Source organism: Bradyrhizobium sp. Kon56 (assembly GCF_055807635.1).
In genome coordinates this window covers 72,582-88,317 of record NZ_JBVVOU010000003.1, presented here as the reverse complement: position 1 = coordinate 88,317, position 15,736 = coordinate 72,582, and the positions used below count along the sequence as shown (strand labels likewise).

Sequence of the window (15,736 nt, the reverse complement as noted above, 5' to 3'; positions counted from 1 at the left end):
CGACTGTGACAGTCTCTTTAGCCGCTTATGAGCCCGGCCCGCAAGGCGCAATACCGGCGCCGCTGGCGTTGAAATAGCGCAGGCGGGGCTGGCAACCGGCGGCGATCATGTCGTCGTCTACTCAGCGATTATTAAAGGGCCGATTGCGGCTGAACAGCAGATAGATTGCGCGTGGGTTGGTGGTTAAATAGCGCCAGAACAGGCGGCGGGGCTCGAGCAAGGTGCGCCAGGCCCATTCCAGCCCGATCTTCTGCATCCATCGCGGCGCGCGGGCGCGGCTTCCCGACAAGAAGTTGAACAGGCCGCCGGATGTCTTGATGACGCCGACATTGGTGAGATGCGGGGTGAATTCCTCGACGAACGCCTGCTCGTTTGGCACGCCCAGCGCAACCCAGAGATAATCCGGCGCAAGCGCGTTGATCTCGTCGACCTTCGCGCGCAGCGCGTCGCCACGGAGATAACCGTGGCTGTAGCCAACGATCTTGAGGTTTGGATACATCTTTCGGACGTTCTCGACCGCAAGGGCGTTCTCGTCCTCGCTGGCGCCGAACATGTAGAAGGTGCGGCCGACCGCTTCAGCCTTGCGCGCGACGACGTGAAACAGGTCCGTCGTGGCGACCCGCTCGGGCAACGGAAACCAGGATTGTAGCCTGGACGCCGCCACCAGCGGCTGGCCATCGGCGTTGATCAGGTCAGCGCTGCGGAACAGGCGCTCGGTCTCGGGTTCGGTCGAGCACCGCGCCAGCACCTCGCCATTGGCCGAGGTCAGGTGCAGCGGACGGCCGATGCGATGGCGCGGATCGGTCGCCTCGATCATGAAATTTGCGGTCGCTTCCAGATCGAGTGCGGCCATGCGAAGGCCGCCGATGGTGATCCGCGGCACGTCGGCGGTTGCGGCCCGGCCATCGAGATTGATGCGGCGCTCAAGCATATTGTCTGCCTCGTTGGCGAGCTTGGGCCATAGGGGTGAGTTCGTCGAGCACGACGCCGACGAGCTTGCGCTCCGCGCGGCCGAGTGTGCTCAAGATCTCCTCCAGGCCGTCGTTGATGTCGAGGCTGGTCGGCAGCACCGCCACCAGCGCGTCGGCATCATCGAGCAGCTTACGGCTGCCGGCCGTGAGTGGCGCCGCGGGGCCGTCAAGGATCACAAGGTCATAGCCGCCGGCGGAGCGCGCCTGCTCGATGGCCTTGCGGATGGCGTCAGTGGCCTTGCCGGCGTCGCGTTCGGCGGCCGGCAATATCGAGATGCCGTTGAGTGTCTTGATCTCGCGCGCGGCCTTGCTGCCGATCGAAAGCCATCCGACCTTGCTGGGCTCGCTCTTGACGGGACGGCTGACCTTGTTCGAGAGCGGGTGCGCCTGATGGTCGGCATCGATCATCAGGACCCGGGCGCCGTCGCGCGCGGCCGCGAGCGCGAAATTCAGCGCGGTCACGCTGCGCCCGGTGGTCTCACCGGCACCGACGAGCGCGATGACCGGCATTGTCTTTCCGCCGGCGCGCCGGGCCGCCGTAGCGCGCATGTCGCGCCAGGCGTTGAGCAGCGTCGTCAGTGGAAAGCAGGGGCGCAGCGTTGGCCAGCCGAGCCGGGTGAGGTCGATGCCGCCGCCGGTGGCGAGAATGGCACCGAGCGTGTGGATGACGTCGGCCTCCTGGAGGCGCGCGATCAGCGGCTTTTCGATCAGGGGCTTCTCGACCATCGAAGGTTGCAGCGGCGGGGCGGCGAGTTCCGGCAGTGCCTCCGCGACTTCCGGGGCTCGCGAGACCGGCTGGGACCGGGCAGTCTCCGGCGCCCGCGAAGGCTCTGGAGCTCGCGGAGCTTGCGGCAACGGAGTGCGATTGGGACGGGCCGGCGCCGGTGCCGGCGCGAACGCACCGGCCAACAGCAGCTCTGCCGCGACGAACCAGCTCGATGCAGCGATTGCGCCGAAGATGAAGCCGATCATGGCGAACAGGCTCATCGCCGGCGGGAACGAGCGCCGCTGCGGCACCGTCGCTTCGCCGATGATTCGCGCCGCCGAGGTGTTCAGCGTCTCCTGCTCCTCGGTCTCGCGCGAGCGCTTGAGGAAGGATTGATAGACGTCACGGCTGGCATCGGCTTCGCGCTCGAGTTCGCGCAGGCGCACGGCGGCCTGGCTGAGCTGGACGCTCTGCCGCTTCTGTGCCTCCAGCGCCCGGCTGAGCGAGGCTTCAAAGTCGCGGGCGCGCGTCAAATCGTTCTTGGCGGACTGGGCGAAGCGGTCGATCTCTTCGTTGATGGTGCGCTTGAGATCCTCGACCTGCTTTTCGGTCTGGCGCAGCGCTGGATGACGCGGGCCGAGTTCGCCGGCCTGCTCCGCATATTTCTTGCGCGCGTCGGCATATTGCGCGCGCAGGTTGGCGATGGTTGGCGATTGCAGCGCCTCGGAGTTCGCGCCTGCATCTGCCGTCGTGCGCCGGCTCGCCTCGATCTGGTCGAGGCGCGCCTGCGCGTCCATCGTCGCGGCGCGGGCGGCGGAAAGCCGCTGGTTGCTGGCGGAAAGCTGCTGGTCGCTGATCAGCGCGTCCTGGGTGCCGACGAAATTGTTCTGGGCCTTGTAGGTCGCGAGCACGGTCTCGGCGTTGCGCAGCCGCTCGCGCAGTTCCTTCAGGCGGCCGGAGAGATCGTTGGTGGCGCGCCGCGCGGCTGACGCCTGCGAGTTGCGGGACTCCGCGAGGTAGGCGCTGGTCAGCGTGTTGGCGAGCATTGCCGCTTTCGCCGGATCGGTCGACCAGACTTCGATATCGACGATGAAGCTCTTCTCGGTCTTGCGGATCGTGATGTGCCGGTTCAGCGCCTCGAGGGCGGCGAGCTGCACTTCCTTTTTCTCCGCGGCGGAGGGCGCGTGGGGCTGAAGGCCGATCAGGCCGAGCAGCGACGACATCACGCCTTTGCCGTCGGCGCCGCCGCCGAATTCGGGATCCTTGTCCAGATCAGCCTGCTGGATCACCTGGAGCAGCACGCTGTTGGAGGTGATCAGGCGCGCCTGGCTCTCGACCACCATCGACATGCCGGAGACGTCCTGCGCGCGGGGCGTTAGCTCGCGGTCGACGAGCTGAAGCTCGCGCGGGTCGACATAGAGCTGGGCGGTGGCGGTGTAGCGGGGCGTCAGGCTCTTGCCCACGGTGACGGCAAGCGTCGCACCGAGCAGCGCGGCAACGGCAATCGCGATCTTCCGCCGCCAGAGCAGATTGACCAGCTCCAGCACGTTGAAGCCGGCCTGAGGCCGGTGCTGCGGGGCCTCCGGTCTGGCCCGATCTATCGGCTGGTTATAGTCAAGCATGATCCCCAGCTTTCATTCCAAGTGCCGCGAGCTGAGGGGGTACTCTTCGCTCTACGCCACGCACCTCAGATATAGGTGCCCACTCAACGCAACAGGGAAAATTAACCATACTCATTGAGGGACTATTCACCGAAATGGCAAACAAAGCGTTTAAGCGCGTGCCTCTCTTCGACGCGTCGTCGTGACGCGTGCGATGGCGCGGTCCTTCAGAGATTAACGGTTCGTTACCCCGTGCGGCGTGGCCGCGAGGCTTCGCTGGTCTTGCGATCGGCCGCGCGCGCACCATGGCCGTCAGCTTTTCCGCAGGATGACGTGATAATCGCCGCGGCGGACGTCGGTCCCGCGCGGGAGCACGGCGTTGAGAACGGCGGCGCCGGCGTCGACCAGGGCTGCGAACAGCGGCTTGCGCCGGCGCATCTCGGGATAGCGCGGGCTCTCGACCTCACGGCGGTAGATCATCTCGAGGCCACTGGCGGCGGCGAACGCTTCGAGCCTCGGCAGCGACACCAGGGGATGGAAGAAGGTCGGGAACGGCGGCTCGCCCGGCAGGCCGGCATCCTTGATGCCTCGAATGTGCCGGTAGAACCAGACGTGGAACCAGTGCGGCGAGTATTTGGTGACGACCCCGGACAATGAGCGCGGATTGGGCGCGCCGATCAGAATCATCCCGCCGCGCTTGAGCGCATCGCGGAAATTCAAGAGTGCGGCGTCGACCTTGGGAAGATGTTCGATCACGTTGTAGCAGATCACCAGATCGAAGGTCTCGCGCCCGAAGCGGTAGGTCTGGACGTCGCCGAGGATCGCTTCGTCCGCGTAGCTGTTGTTGCGAACCTGGTCCTCGTCGATGTCGACGACGGTGACCTTGCTGCGGTTCAGCAATTCCGGTGGCAGGACGCTGCACGAGCCGCCTCCGGCTTCGTAGGTGGCGAGCTGGCCCCGTGGCAGTTCGCGGCGCAGTACGTCGTGAACGGCGAGCAGGCTGTCGCGGGCTTCACCGGGGACGAGATCGTGCAGCGCCTGAGTGTGTGCAATGGCCGCGGGAATTTGGACCGCCGTGGCTGTCGCGAAATCGATCGTGGCTGGCTTGTTCATTTTTTTCGGACCGCGCTTGTTCGACTTAAATTTACAGGAAAAATCTCGTGTGCCCGTAGAGCAAATCCGATGCCGCGACGCTTCACCCGCCGCGGTGCTTACGATCGGGTTAATGAGCATGTGCGTTAACTACGGCATCCTCCGCGCCAGCCGCCGTCGGTACGGTGGACCGCGAATTGCAGTATCACGCGTGCAAGGTTTCGCGGCAGAAACACCCGAAAGCGGTTAAGTGCATCGGTGGCGGAAAATCGGCGGCGTGGCGCACGGTCCCGAGGCTCAAACCGGCCGTTCATTTTGGGACGGATCCGTCCCGCGGCGATGTACCGTCGCGGGACGACGCCGATCCCCGGGATCGAAGCAGGGCTTTTTCAATCTATCTCGGACATCTAGAACGTCATGACATTGATCCCGACAGACCTGTCCGCCACGCGTATCTCGGATGCCGTGCGCGATCCCAACCGGGAGATCGCGGCCAGCTCCCGGATCATCGACCTGTCGGTTGGTATCGTCGTCTGCATCCCCTGCTTCCGCCGCCCGCAGCATCTGCGGTTGACACTGGACTCGCTCGCCAGCCAGCGCACCCCGCGCTCTTTCGCCGTCGTCATGGTCGAGAACGATGCGGTCCGGCGCGAAAGCGCGCCGGTGGCCGCGGAGTATCTCGCCGATGGCAGACTTCAGGGTGTCTGCCTGGTCGAGAAACGGCAAGGCAACGTCCAGGCGATCAACGCCGCCTTCGAGACGGCGCTGGCGCTGTTTCCCGCCGCGACCCGGTTCCTGATGATCGACGACGACGAGATTGCCTCGCCCGATTGGCTCGAGCTGATGGTCCGCACCGCGGAGGCGACCGGCGCCGATGTGGTCGGCGGGCCGGTGCTGCCGGTCTTCGAGGACCACCGCATGCCCTGGCTTTCGCGCCACCCCGTTTTCTGTCCCGCCTATGATTACAGCGGCGCTGTGCCCTTGATCTACGGCTGCGGCAATTGCCTGATCACGCGTGCGGCGTTCGAGAGCTTTGCCCGTCCCGCCTTCGACCCGCGCTTCAACTTCCTCGGGGGCGGCGACTGCGATTTCTTCGTGCGCTGCCGCGACGCCGGCATGACCTTCCACTGGACGGCGGAAGCAGTCATCACCGAGACCGTGCCGCAAAGCCGCACCAGTTTCGGCTGGATCGTGAAGCGAGGCCTGCGCATCGGCGCGATCAATTATCGTGTGCAGTCCAAGGCCGCGCAGGGCGCTGCGGCGCGAGTGTGGGTGTTTGCGCAGATGCTCGGGAGGTTGCCGCTGTCGCTGTTGCGCGCGGCCGCTCTGCTGAAATCGTCGAAAGCCGTCGTCGCGATGCATCCCGTGATGGTCGCGCTCGGCTCGGCGCTCGCCGCGTTCGGCATCGAGCCGAAGCCCTATGAGGCCTCGAAGATCGTGTCCTGACGCCGAGGCGGCGGGCTAAATACCGAAGCAGGCGAGGGCGACCCTGACCGCGGAACGCGGCAGCGATTTGAGCGAGCGGCGCCCGACTATCCCGAGATAGGCGAAGGCCTGGCGATATCTACCGAAGCGGACCGCTTGCATTGCCGAATACGTGACGAGATGAACCTCGGCGGCCTGGCGCAGCCCGGCCGCCATGCCCGCGGGCAATCGCGCCATAATCAGCCCGTCGTCGAACACCCGCGCGATCGCCGGAAAGAAATCCTGTGGCGTCCGCACCGCCGCGTTCATGGTGTTGGCCGTGTGAAGGCGGTAGTCGAGCAGAAGGTTCGGCGCAAATTCGAATTCGCCGATCGCGGCAAGGCGGCACCAGCAGTGCCAGTCCTCGCAATATCTGAGCGAGACGTCGAACCCGCCGATGGCGCGGAAGGCCTCTGCACGTGCGAGCGCAATGCCGCCATTGACGATGAAGTTGCCGGCGGCGAGCCGCGCCAGCACGTCGCCGGACGGTTTGCGGCGGCCCTTGAGCAGATCCCGACGGCCGATCTGCCGTCCCTCGCTGTCGATCGTATTGTAGTCGCCGTAGACCAGAACCGCTCGCGGCGCGCCACGCGCAGCCGCCAGCAGCGCCGCGACCGCGCCGGGCCGCAGGCGATCGTCGGCATCGAGGAAGAGCAGCCATTGGCCGCTCGCATGCTGCGCGCCGAGATTGCGCGCTGCCGATACGCCGGCGGCGCCGTTGGTCATCAGGCGCAGTCGAGGGTCACGAATGGCGCGGACGATGGCGGGGGTGTCGTCGGTCGAGCCGTCGTCCACGACGATCACTTCGGTGACCTCGGTTTGTGCCAGTGCGCTGGCGAGGGTTTCGCCGACATAAGCCGCAACATTCTTGGCCGGAATGACGACGGACACCGACGTGGTTGAGCCGACCTGCAGCGGGACGCGCGCCGCTGGAACGACGCGCGATGTGGCAGGCAATTCGAGAATGTCTTCCGCGGTGATCAAGATACGGCTCGCCTTTAACGGTCTGTTAACCAGGGCGCATCTGCGCTTGGCAATGCGATCGATCGCAACCCTGGCCGCCCTCGATGATACTCGCATCGGGAAAAAAGCGTCGCCACGAAGGCTGCCGCAGCGTTGGTTTCGTCAATTAGCGTTAAGCCGCCGGCATTAAGCCTGTGGCAAATTAGGAAGGGTGCGACAGCCGGTCCCATGCGAGAATGCGCATCAGGCCGCCGCGGATGGACACCAGTGCCCGCAAAGACATTCGACTACGATCCCGACGATATGGTCCTCAACCTGTTCTACGAGGACAAGGACGATCGCTGGTTTCCCGGCGACCGGCATCTGCGGCGCATGGCGCGTCGCATGCTGCTTGGCGAGCCGCGCATGAGCGGGCAGCTGCGCGTGTTCCTCAATCTCTGTGCGGGGCTCGATCGGCTCGGTATCCGCTATCGCGTCAACGACTATGGCTACATCGCGCGGCATCCGGGCGAACTCGCCTGCATCATCGGCCGCACCTTCTTGCTCGACAAGTTCGCCTGGAAAAATCCGATCCTGCTCGGCGTCGCCGCCCACAATCATCCGCTCGACGATCCCGACCTGTTCAAGCGCCTGCCGGTGAAGAAGGTCGTGGTGCCCGGCCCGTGGTACGCCGACATGTATCGGCCGCATTGGCCCGACACGGAGGCCTGGCCGATCGGCATCGACACGGATCTCTGGGCACCGCCGGCGACGTCGCAGAAGAGCGTCGACGTCCTGATCTACGACAAGGTGCACTGGGACCGCGATCGCTACGCGGCGGAGCTGATCGAACCCGTCCGCGCCCGGCTCACGAGGGAAGGCCGCTCGTTCGCCGAGCTGCGTTACGGCAGCTACAAGGAAGAAGACTATCGGGCCGCGCTCGCGCAATCGCGTGCGATGATCTTCCTCTGCCAGAACGAGAGCCAGGGCATCGCCTATCAGCAGGCATTGTCTTGCGGCGTGCCGGTGCTGGCCTGGGATCCAGGCGGGCCGTGGCGAGACCCCGACTACTATCCGCATCGGGTCCAATTCGCGCCGGTGTCGTCGGTGCCGTACTGGGACGATCGTTGCGGCGCCAAGTTCGTCGACATCGCCGGGTTTGAGGCGGGCTGGGATGATTTCTGGGCCGGGTGCGCCGCCGATACGTTCGATCCCCGCGGTTTCGTGCTGGACAACCTGACGCTGGAACAGCGCGCGCTTCAATATTACGAGATCGCGCGGAGCATCGTGCGGCAGCAGGCGGTGCCGCAGCGCCCCGCTGGACTGGTTGACGGATGCTTAACAGGGATCGGCTAAGACTTCGAGCTTCCCCCGGGCTTCACCACCAGCCTTGAGCCATGGATCGCAGCGCCATTGACATGACCGACGTCGAGGCCCGATCGTTCGGCGGCGTCCTGCGCGATGGGCTTGCAGGGGTCGACGCCGTGCGGGCGGCGCGCTGCCTCGTCGCAGTCGCAGCGCTGCTCCTCGTGCTGGTGACGCTCGATCCGTTTCCCGACCTGCGCAGCGAGGATGTCACCACCGTCGTCGGCGGACGAATGGCGCTCACTTATGTCGCCTGGGGCCTGCTGGCCGCGCTCGCAGTCCTGTTGGTCGCCGCAACGGATGCGCCCGCGCTTAAGACGCTGGTGACGCCGCTGCATCTCTGCCTGGTCGGCTGGCTGTTGATCAGCATCGTCTTCTCCGAGAATCGCGGAGTCTCGATGCAGCGCTTCATGCTCGCAGCCAGCGTGATGTCGCTCGCGGTGCTGTTGCCGTTGCTGCCGCCGACGCAGCGCAGCTTCAACCTGTGCCTCGGCGGCGCCGCCCTCGTACTGCTTGCGCTCTGCTATCTCGGCGTCTTCGTGGCGCCGCAATACTCGATCCACACCGCACTCGACGTCACCGAGCCGCAGTTGGCCGGCGACTGGCGCGGCAGCTTTGGTCACAAGAACATCGCTTCGCCGGTGATGACCATCCTGATTTATGTCGGCATTTACCTGTCTGCCATTGGTTCGTTCTTGATGGGGCCGGCCATCGCCGCGCTGGCTGGAATCTTCCTGATCTTCACCGGCGGCAAGACGTCGTCGGTACTGTGCCTTGCGATTTATGCGCTCGCCTCGCTGGTCTGCGTGACGCCGGGCCTGTGGCTGAAGCGGATCATCTGCTTCGTGCCGCTGATCGCGATGAACCTGCTGACGGTCGGCAGCGTCATGAGCCCGGCGCTCGGAGCGATGACGCGGCTGCTTCCGCTCGATCCCACCTTCACCGGCCGTTCCGCCATCTGGGAGTTCGCGCTCGCAGCTGTCGCGGAGAAGCCGATCATCGGTCACGGCTACGCCGCGTTCTGGGACGACGTGACCGCGCGGCAGACCGCCCAGGGCGCCGAATGGGCGACGAGCGCGGCGCACAGCCACAACAGCTATCTCGACCTCGCGGTCACCATCGGCCTGCCGGGGCTGTTGCTGGTGATCCTCGTCTTCGTGCTCGCGCCGCTCGGCAATTTCCAGACGGCCCGAACTCACAACCGCAGCGGTGCGTTGGCAAAGCTGTTCCTGACCGTATGGCTGTTCGGTCTGTATTACGGGGCCACCGAGACCTTCTTGCTCGAACGGCAAAATCCGATCTGGTTCATGTTCACTGTTGCCGTGGCCGGCCTGCACTTCCTGGCCAGGTTCCAATGCGTCGCGGAAATGGAACCGGACGACTTGTCGCAGCCGGTGCCGCCGCAATGGCATCGGCTTAACGATAAGCTGTGAGCTCACTTGTGGCCGCGACAAAACATAATCTATCTGGAAACGCCCAGTAATCGTATGTCCCGCGGATGACGATCCTCAGCGTCGAGCAACCAGATGGTCTTGTGTCCAGCGCGTCGGCAATCGCGGTCGATTTCGTGCGTGATTGGCCGCGGGCCGCATCGCGCCTGAACGCAGGCCATCGCACTGCATTCCAGCATGGCTACTGGCTCGGCGCCTGGTACGAGGCGTTCCACGATCTCTCGCCGCTGATTGCATTGATCTCCGATGCCACGACCGGCAGGGACATCGCAATCGTGCCGATGATCAGCCACCTCAGGCGCGGCATCCGCATCGTCGAATTCGCCGATCTCGGCGTTTCCGACAACAACGCGCCGATCCTGGCGCTCGATGCCGCGTTGGACGCGGCGGCGGCGGATGCGATCGGCACGGCGCTGATCGACGCATTGCGCGCATTGCCGGACCGCTTCGATTTGCTGCGCCTGAAGAAGATGCCGGCCCAGATCGGCGGCAACCCGAACCCGCTGGTGTCGCTCGGCCGGATCGGGTCCTGCTCGCTCAACGGCAACCTCGTGCTGACCGGCGACGACTATGAAGATTACCAGGCCTCGATCAAGCGCATGCAGATGCCACGCTGCTGGCGCGTCTTCAACCGTCACGCCGGCGCGCGATTCGAGATCGCCACCGATGTCGCGCGTGCGCGCGAGCTGCTGGACGTGATGGATGCCCAGCAGCAGGCGCGCATGCGAAAGCTCGGCTCGCGCTTCGTCCTCAACGACGAAACCCATGCGCAGTTCTATCGCGAGGTCGCGCGTCGGGGCGTCGCGAACGGTTATGCCGTCATCTCGGCGCTGGTTTGCGACGAGGCCATTGTCGCCACCGCGCTCGGCGTCAGGTTCGGTGAGACCTATTTCCTGCTGCGCATCAGCCACACCGGCGATTCCTGGTCGAACTGCTCGCCGGGGCTGCTCGTGACCGAGCGCACTATGGCGGCGCTGCATGCGGAAGGCGTGCGCCGTTTCGACCTCAGCATCGGCAACCAGGACTACAAGCGCCGCTTCGGCGCCGAGCCGGTGCCGCTGACGGATGTCAGCGTCGCGCTGTCCTGGCGCGGCATGCCCTTCGCGTGGCGCGACCACGCCGCGCAGGGCCTGCGTCGTCACCCCAGGCTTGCCGCCTTTGCGGCGCAGGCGATGGGCAAGAGGACGCGCTGACGCGCCGCCCTGGATTGTAGGGTCACTCGATTATCGCAATCGTTGTGTTATCGTCGCCTGTTTCCCGGAGGCGACATGGAAGATCGTTCGGCAAAATATCGCGCATTCTATGCACAGTTGATCAGCGCCGCGGCGAGGGCCGCGGACCCCCGTATCGAAGAAGCGTTTCGCACCGTCAGGCGCGAGACGTTCGCCGGACCCGGGCCGTGGTCGATCTCGGTTGGCGGCCACCCCTATGTTGTCACACCCGATGATGATCCCGCTTTCCTCTATCAGAACACGCTGCTCGCGCTCGACAGCGCGCGGGGTCTCAATATCGGGATGCCCGGCGCGCACGCCTATTGGCTCAGCGGTTGCGCGGTGAAGGAAGGCGAGACTGTGATCCAGATCGGCGCGGGGAGCGGCTATTACACCGCAATCCTCGCGCATCTCGTCGGCCCCGGCGGCCGCGTCCATGCCTACGAGATCGACGAACGTCTGGCAGGCCTCGCGCGCGAGAATCTGAAGGACATCGCCCATACGGACGTGCGGGATCGATCGGGCATCGCGTCCGATCTTCCCAAAGCCGACGTGATCTATGTCTGCGCGGGTGCGGCGCAGCCGGCCACCGAATGGCTCGATGCCTTGCTGCCCGGTGGGCGGCTGGTGTTTCCACTCGCGCCCGAAGGCATGATCGGCGGCATGTTGATGATCACGCGCCCCGACGAGGGGGCGGTCTGGCCCGCCAAATTCCTCGGGCGTGCCCAATTCATCGGCTGCGCGGGATTGCAGAACGCGGATGCCGCCCGGCGACTGGCCGAGGCGTTCGCAAGGGGGTGGGAGGGCGTGCAGTCGTTGCGGAGAGAGGGCGCTCCCGACGAGACCTGCTGGTTCGCCGGTGAGGGCTGGTGGCTGTCGACAGCGCCGGCGCCTGTCGCGACTGCGCCCATTAAGCCCAACGCGGACATCACGCAGGCCTAGTGGCTAGAGCATCATGACTTCGCGCAGCCGGCACAGTGAAAGCGGCCGCTGAGGCCTTGAACAGGCTCCGGCAATACCAGCGCCGCGCCAGCGCCTGAGCGGGCCTGCGGATCATCTGCGCGATCAACAAGAGTTCGAAAGTCATTCGTATCGCTTTTGGTGAAATATCCTGGCCACAGAGATGGGGCGGCATCTCCAGAAGAGAATGCCGCCCAGATCGCACCTGCCATGCAGTGGTTCGGACGTAAAGCTTAACCGCGCTCAGCCGTGCAGCTTCCTGGCTGTCTCCGCGATCTGGCGGCCCTGATAGCGTGCGCCGGCGAGCTCGTTGGCGCTGGGCTGCCGGCTGCCGTCGCCGCCGGTGATCGTGGTGGCGCCGTAAGGTGCGCCGCCGGTGACCTCGTCGAGCTTCATCTGGCCGGCAAAGCCGTAGTTCAGGCCGACCACGACCATGCCGAAATGCAACAGGTTGGTGATGATCGAGAACAGCGTCGTCTCCTGGCCGCCATGCTGGGTCGCGGTCGCCGTGAAGGCGCCGCCGACCTTGCCGTGCAGCGCGCCCTTGGCCCAGAGACCGCCGGCCTGGTCGAGGAAGTTCGCCATCTGCGAGGCCATGCGGCCGAAGCGGGTTCCGGTGCCGACAATGATCGCGTCGTAGTTTGCGAGATCCTCGATCGTCGCGACGGGGGCGGCCTGGTCGAGCTTGTAATAGGACGCCTTGGCGACCTCGGCCGGCACCAGCTCGGGTACGCGCTTGATGTCGACGGTGGCACCGGCTTCGCGCGCGCCTTCGGCAACGGCATTGGCCATCGCTTCGATGTGGCCATAGGCGGAATAATACAGGACGAGAACTTTGGTCATGATGTCTCCGATGGGATTGAGTGAGTGCTTTTTTTGGGTCGTCATGCCCGGGCTCGTCCCGGGCATCCACGTTCTTGTTCGCTCGTCGCGGGGCGTGGATGGCCGGGACAAGCCCGGCCATGACAGAGAGAGCCGTTACGCCGCGTCGACGAGCACGATCTCGGAATCTTCCAGTGCCGTGATCTTCAGCCTGTCCTCGTCGCGGATCGCGGCGCCGTCGCGGGCGTTGACGCGCACGCCGTTAATTTGGACTGACCCCGCCGCGGGCACCAGATAAAGGTGCCGCGACTTGTGCGGCACGTACTCGGCGCTCTCACCGGCCTTCAGCGTGGTGGCGAGCACCCGCGCATCGGCGCGGATCGGCAGCGCGTCCGTGTCATGCTCGAAGCCGCTCGCGATGGTGACGAGCTTGCCCGAGCGGTCTCCTTTCGGAAACGGCTTCGAGCCCCAGGTCGGCTGCCCGCCGCGCGCGGTCGGCTCGATCCAGATCTGGAAGATGCGTGTCTTGGTCGACTCGAGATTGTACTCGGAGTGGCGGATGCCGCTGCCGGCGCTCATCACCTGCACGTCGCCCGCTTCGGTGCGGCCTTCGTTGCCGAGGCTGTCCTGATGGGTGATCGCGCCCTCGCGCACATAGGTGATGATTTCCATGTTGGCGTGGGGATGGGCGGGAAAGCCGGTGTTCGGCGCGATCTCGTCGTCGTTCCACACCCGCAAGGCGCCGTGACCCATGTTGTCGGGGTCATAGTGGCTTGCGAAGGAGAAATGATGCTTGGCGTTGAGCCAACCGTGATCGGCGCCGCCGAGCTTTGCGAAGGGTCTGAGTTCGATCATCTGCGTAATTCCTTGTTTTGGCGGATGGCGCCTTGATCAGGCGCCAAAACCGCCGTCGACGTTGAGCACCGTGCCGGTGACGAAGGAGGCTTCCGGACTTGCGAGGAACACGACGCCAGCCGCGACTTCCTCGGGGCGGCCGAAGCGCTGCAACGCGTGCTGCTTGCGCTGGGTCTCGGCGAACTCGCCGCCGTCCTTCGGGTTCATGTCAGTGTCGATCGAGCCGGGCTGCACCACATTCACGGTGATGCCGCGTGGGCCGAGGTCGCGCGCTGCGCCCTTGGTGTAGCCGACCACGGCGGCCTTGGTGGCGACGTAGTCCGCAAGACCCGGGAACGAGGCGCGATCGGCGAGCATCGAGCCGACGGTGACGATGCGGCCGCCTTCGCCCATCAATTGCGAAGCGGCGCGGATCGCAGCGATCACGCCATGCACGTTGATGGCATCCTGGCGGGCGAGCGCTTCGGTGTCGGCATTGGCGTCATCGATCGCACCGCCGCTCGCGACGCCGGCATTGTTGACGAGGATGTCGAGATGGCCGAACTCCTTCGCGACGTCGTTGACGAGCTGCGTCACGTCCTTGGCCGAGGCCTGGTCCGCCTTGAAGGCGCGGGCATTGACGCCTCGGGCCTTCAACTCGGTGACGACGGCTTCCGCCTTTTCGGGAGAGGCAACGTAGCTGATCGCGACATCCGCGCCTTCATCGGCGAGGGCGCGAGCAGAGGCCGCGCCGATACCGCGCGAGCCACCAGTGACGAGGGCAACCTTGCCTGAGAGCTTCTTGGTCATTGGATTTCTCCATTCCTGAATTTCTGATGACCCTTGGATAAGCCTCTGTTTGTGGTATAGAAATAGAAACTGTCGAAACACATTGTTTCCTTAAACATCCCAATTGGATCCGCTTTCATGGCCAAACTCCCCGATTTCGAGGCGCTCGCGATTTTCGCAAAAGTCGTGGAATTACGGTCGTTTGCGGGGGCCGCTGGTGAGCTCGCGATGTCCAAAGCGACGGTGTCCAAGGCGGTCACGCGCCTCGAAGAGCGGCTCGGCGCCCGGCTGTTCAACCGCACCTCACGCCGGCTCGCGCTGACCGATGCCGGGCATAAGCTCGCCGAGCGTGCGACGCGCCTGCTGTCCGACGGCGAGGCGGCGGAGAACGAGGCGCTGGCGCAATCGGTCGCACCGCGCGGCCTCGTGCGGCTCGCCGTGCCCATGACATTCGGGATCAAGGCGGTGGCGCCGCTGCTGCCGGAGTTCTTCGAGGCGTATCCGGAGGTCTCGGTCGATCTGCACTTGAGCGATGCGACCATCGATTTGATTGGCGAGGGCTTTGACATGGCGGTGCGGATCGCGCGGCTGCCGGATTCCTCGCTGATCGCCCGCCGGCTCTTCACCATGCCGCGTTTCACGGTGGCCGCGCCGTCATATCTCGAGCAACACGGGCGGCCGACGCATCCGATGCATCTGGCCGAGCACAAATGCTTCAGCTACGCCTATCTCTCCACGCCCAACGTCTGGCACTACACCAACTCGGCCGGCGAGCAGGCCAGCGTACGTCCGGGCGGACAGCTCCGCGTCAACAACGGCGAAGCGGTGATGCCGGCGCTGATCGCCGGCCTCGGCATCGCCGACCTTCCGGAATTCATCGTCGGTGACGCCATCTCCTCCGGCGAGGTCGAAGTGATCCTGAAGGACTGGAAGCAGGTCGAAGGCGCCGTGCATCTGGTGACGCCACCTGGCGGCCCGCGCCCCGCGCGCGTCGAGGCGCTCGGTGATTTTCTCGCGGCGAAGCTGCCGGGGACGTGCAAGCGGCGAGTGCGCGGAAAGGCAAAGCAGTCTTAGAGCGAGCGGCTTCATCGACCTCCGTCATTGCGAGGAGTGAAGCGACGAAGCAATCCAGAATGTCTCCGCGGAGGTATTCTGGATTGCTTCGCTGCGCTCGCAATGACGGGTTGGACTAAGACACCTTCTCACCATTACGCACCACAATTCGCAAGCTCGGCTTCAACGTCTCCTCCAGTTGCGACTTCAAATCATGAACACGCGGATCGCGCGAACGCTTCGCGCAGACCGCGTATTGGTGCACGGATTGCGCCAAGGCGCGTCGCGCTTCCGGCGTTCGCGTCATGTCCGGCTTTGAAAGCCGCAAGACGATGGCGGCGAGATTCACCAGCATCTCGTCCAGCGCCACGTCAATGGTCTGAAGTCTATTCATCGCTCCACTCCCTGGGAGGCAACGGTGAGCCCAGGGGGGCGTTCCTGACCGGGCGGAACATGGATAATGCTTCGTTAATCC

General features: G+C 65.1%; 14 protein-coding genes. 6 read left to right on the top strand and 8 right to left on the bottom strand.

Features of this window, described 5'->3' with window-relative positions; all coding sequences use genetic code 11:
* Nucleotides 1-121: 121 nt before the first annotated feature.
* The 3 genes from AC0L3B_RS06070 to AC0L3B_RS06060 all read right to left on the bottom strand — a co-directional run bounded on the left by AC0L3B_RS06070 (nt 122) and on the right by AC0L3B_RS06060 (nt 4,391).
* A complete protein-coding gene (locus AC0L3B_RS06070) occupies nt 122-931 on the bottom strand; it encodes a WecB/TagA/CpsF family glycosyltransferase (protein ID WP_085361247.1) in 810 nt (269 codons plus the stop codon).
* Entirely contained in the window at nt 924-3,299 is a 2,376-nt protein-coding gene (locus AC0L3B_RS06065; RefSeq protein WP_473380156.1) for an exopolysaccharide transport family protein, read from the bottom strand. The genes AC0L3B_RS06070 and AC0L3B_RS06065 overlap by 8 nt, the downstream gene beginning before the upstream one ends.
* A 291-nt stretch (nt 3,300-3,590) precedes the next feature.
* The gene (locus AC0L3B_RS06060) at nt 3,591-4,391 is read right to left on the bottom strand and encodes a class I SAM-dependent methyltransferase (protein WP_473380155.1); all 801 of its coding nucleotides are present in this window, start codon (nt 4,389-4,391) and stop codon (nt 3,591-3,593) included.
* Between the two features lie 396 nt (nt 4,392-4,787).
* On the opposite strand from AC0L3B_RS06060, the gene AC0L3B_RS06055 reads away from it, so the two are divergent.
* Complete coding sequence (locus tag AC0L3B_RS06055; protein WP_473380154.1) at nt 4,788-5,816, top strand: glycosyltransferase family 2 protein; 1,029 nt, start codon at nt 4,788-4,790, stop codon at nt 5,814-5,816.
* 15 nt (nt 5,817-5,831) lie between these two features.
* Here the strand turns inward: AC0L3B_RS06055 and AC0L3B_RS06050 are convergent, their stop codons facing one another.
* Nucleotides 5,832-6,818: a glycosyltransferase gene (locus tag AC0L3B_RS06050; RefSeq protein ID WP_085361251.1), complete on the bottom strand. Its 987-nt coding sequence runs from the start codon at nt 6,816-6,818 to the stop codon at nt 5,832-5,834.
* A gap of 246 nt (nt 6,819-7,064) precedes the next feature.
* On the opposite strand from AC0L3B_RS06050, the gene AC0L3B_RS06045 reads away from it, so the two are divergent.
* The 4 genes from AC0L3B_RS06045 (at nt 7,065) to AC0L3B_RS06030 (ending at nt 11,745) form a co-directional block, all read left to right on the top strand.
* Nucleotides 7,065-8,132, top strand: a complete 1,068-nt coding sequence (locus AC0L3B_RS06045) for a glycosyltransferase (RefSeq protein ID WP_018453402.1) — start codon at nt 7,065-7,067, stop codon at nt 8,130-8,132.
* A 41-nt stretch (nt 8,133-8,173) separates the two neighbouring features.
* Nucleotides 8,174-9,574, top strand: coding sequence for an O-antigen ligase family protein (locus tag AC0L3B_RS06040; RefSeq protein ID WP_018453403.1), 1,401 nt, complete (start codon nt 8,174-8,176; stop codon nt 9,572-9,574).
* A gap of 65 nt (nt 9,575-9,639) precedes the next feature.
* Nucleotides 9,640-10,785, top strand: coding sequence for a GNAT family N-acetyltransferase (locus AC0L3B_RS06035; protein WP_247299339.1), 1,146 nt, complete (start codon nt 9,640-9,642; stop codon nt 10,783-10,785).
* A 75-nt stretch (nt 10,786-10,860) separates the two neighbouring features.
* Complete coding sequence (locus AC0L3B_RS06030; RefSeq protein WP_085350128.1) at nt 10,861-11,745, top strand: protein-L-isoaspartate O-methyltransferase family protein; 885 nt, start codon at nt 10,861-10,863, stop codon at nt 11,743-11,745.
* A 261-nt stretch (nt 11,746-12,006) separates the two neighbouring features.
* On the opposite strand, the gene wrbA is transcribed toward AC0L3B_RS06030, so the two are convergent.
* From wrbA to AC0L3B_RS06015, 3 genes are all read right to left on the bottom strand, one after another.
* Nucleotides 12,007-12,606, bottom strand: a complete 600-nt coding sequence (wrbA, locus tag AC0L3B_RS06025) for an NAD(P)H:quinone oxidoreductase (protein ID WP_027520460.1) — start codon at nt 12,604-12,606, stop codon at nt 12,007-12,009.
* A gap of 135 nt (nt 12,607-12,741) precedes the next feature.
* Nucleotides 12,742-13,440 (bottom strand): pirin family protein, encoded by a 699-nt coding sequence (locus tag AC0L3B_RS06020; protein WP_018453407.1) that lies wholly within the window; start codon nt 13,438-13,440, stop codon nt 12,742-12,744.
* Nucleotides 13,441-13,476: 36 nt separating this feature from the next.
* Nucleotides 13,477-14,229 (bottom strand): SDR family NAD(P)-dependent oxidoreductase, encoded by a 753-nt coding sequence (locus AC0L3B_RS06015; RefSeq protein ID WP_018453408.1) that lies wholly within the window; start codon nt 14,227-14,229, stop codon nt 13,477-13,479.
* A 117-nt stretch (nt 14,230-14,346) separates the two neighbouring features.
* Between AC0L3B_RS06015 and AC0L3B_RS06010 the strand changes: the two genes are divergently transcribed.
* Nucleotides 14,347-15,282 carry a LysR family transcriptional regulator gene (locus tag AC0L3B_RS06010; protein WP_446480843.1) on the top strand — a complete coding sequence of 312 codons (936 nt, stop codon included), beginning with the start codon at nt 14,347-14,349 and terminating at the stop codon, nt 15,280-15,282.
* Between the two features lie 115 nt (nt 15,283-15,397).
* On the opposite strand, the gene AC0L3B_RS06005 is transcribed toward AC0L3B_RS06010, so the two are convergent.
* Nucleotides 15,398-15,655 (bottom strand): hypothetical protein, encoded by a 258-nt coding sequence (locus AC0L3B_RS06005; RefSeq protein WP_377829058.1) that lies wholly within the window; start codon nt 15,653-15,655, stop codon nt 15,398-15,400.
* Nucleotides 15,656-15,736: the final 81 nt, after the last annotated feature.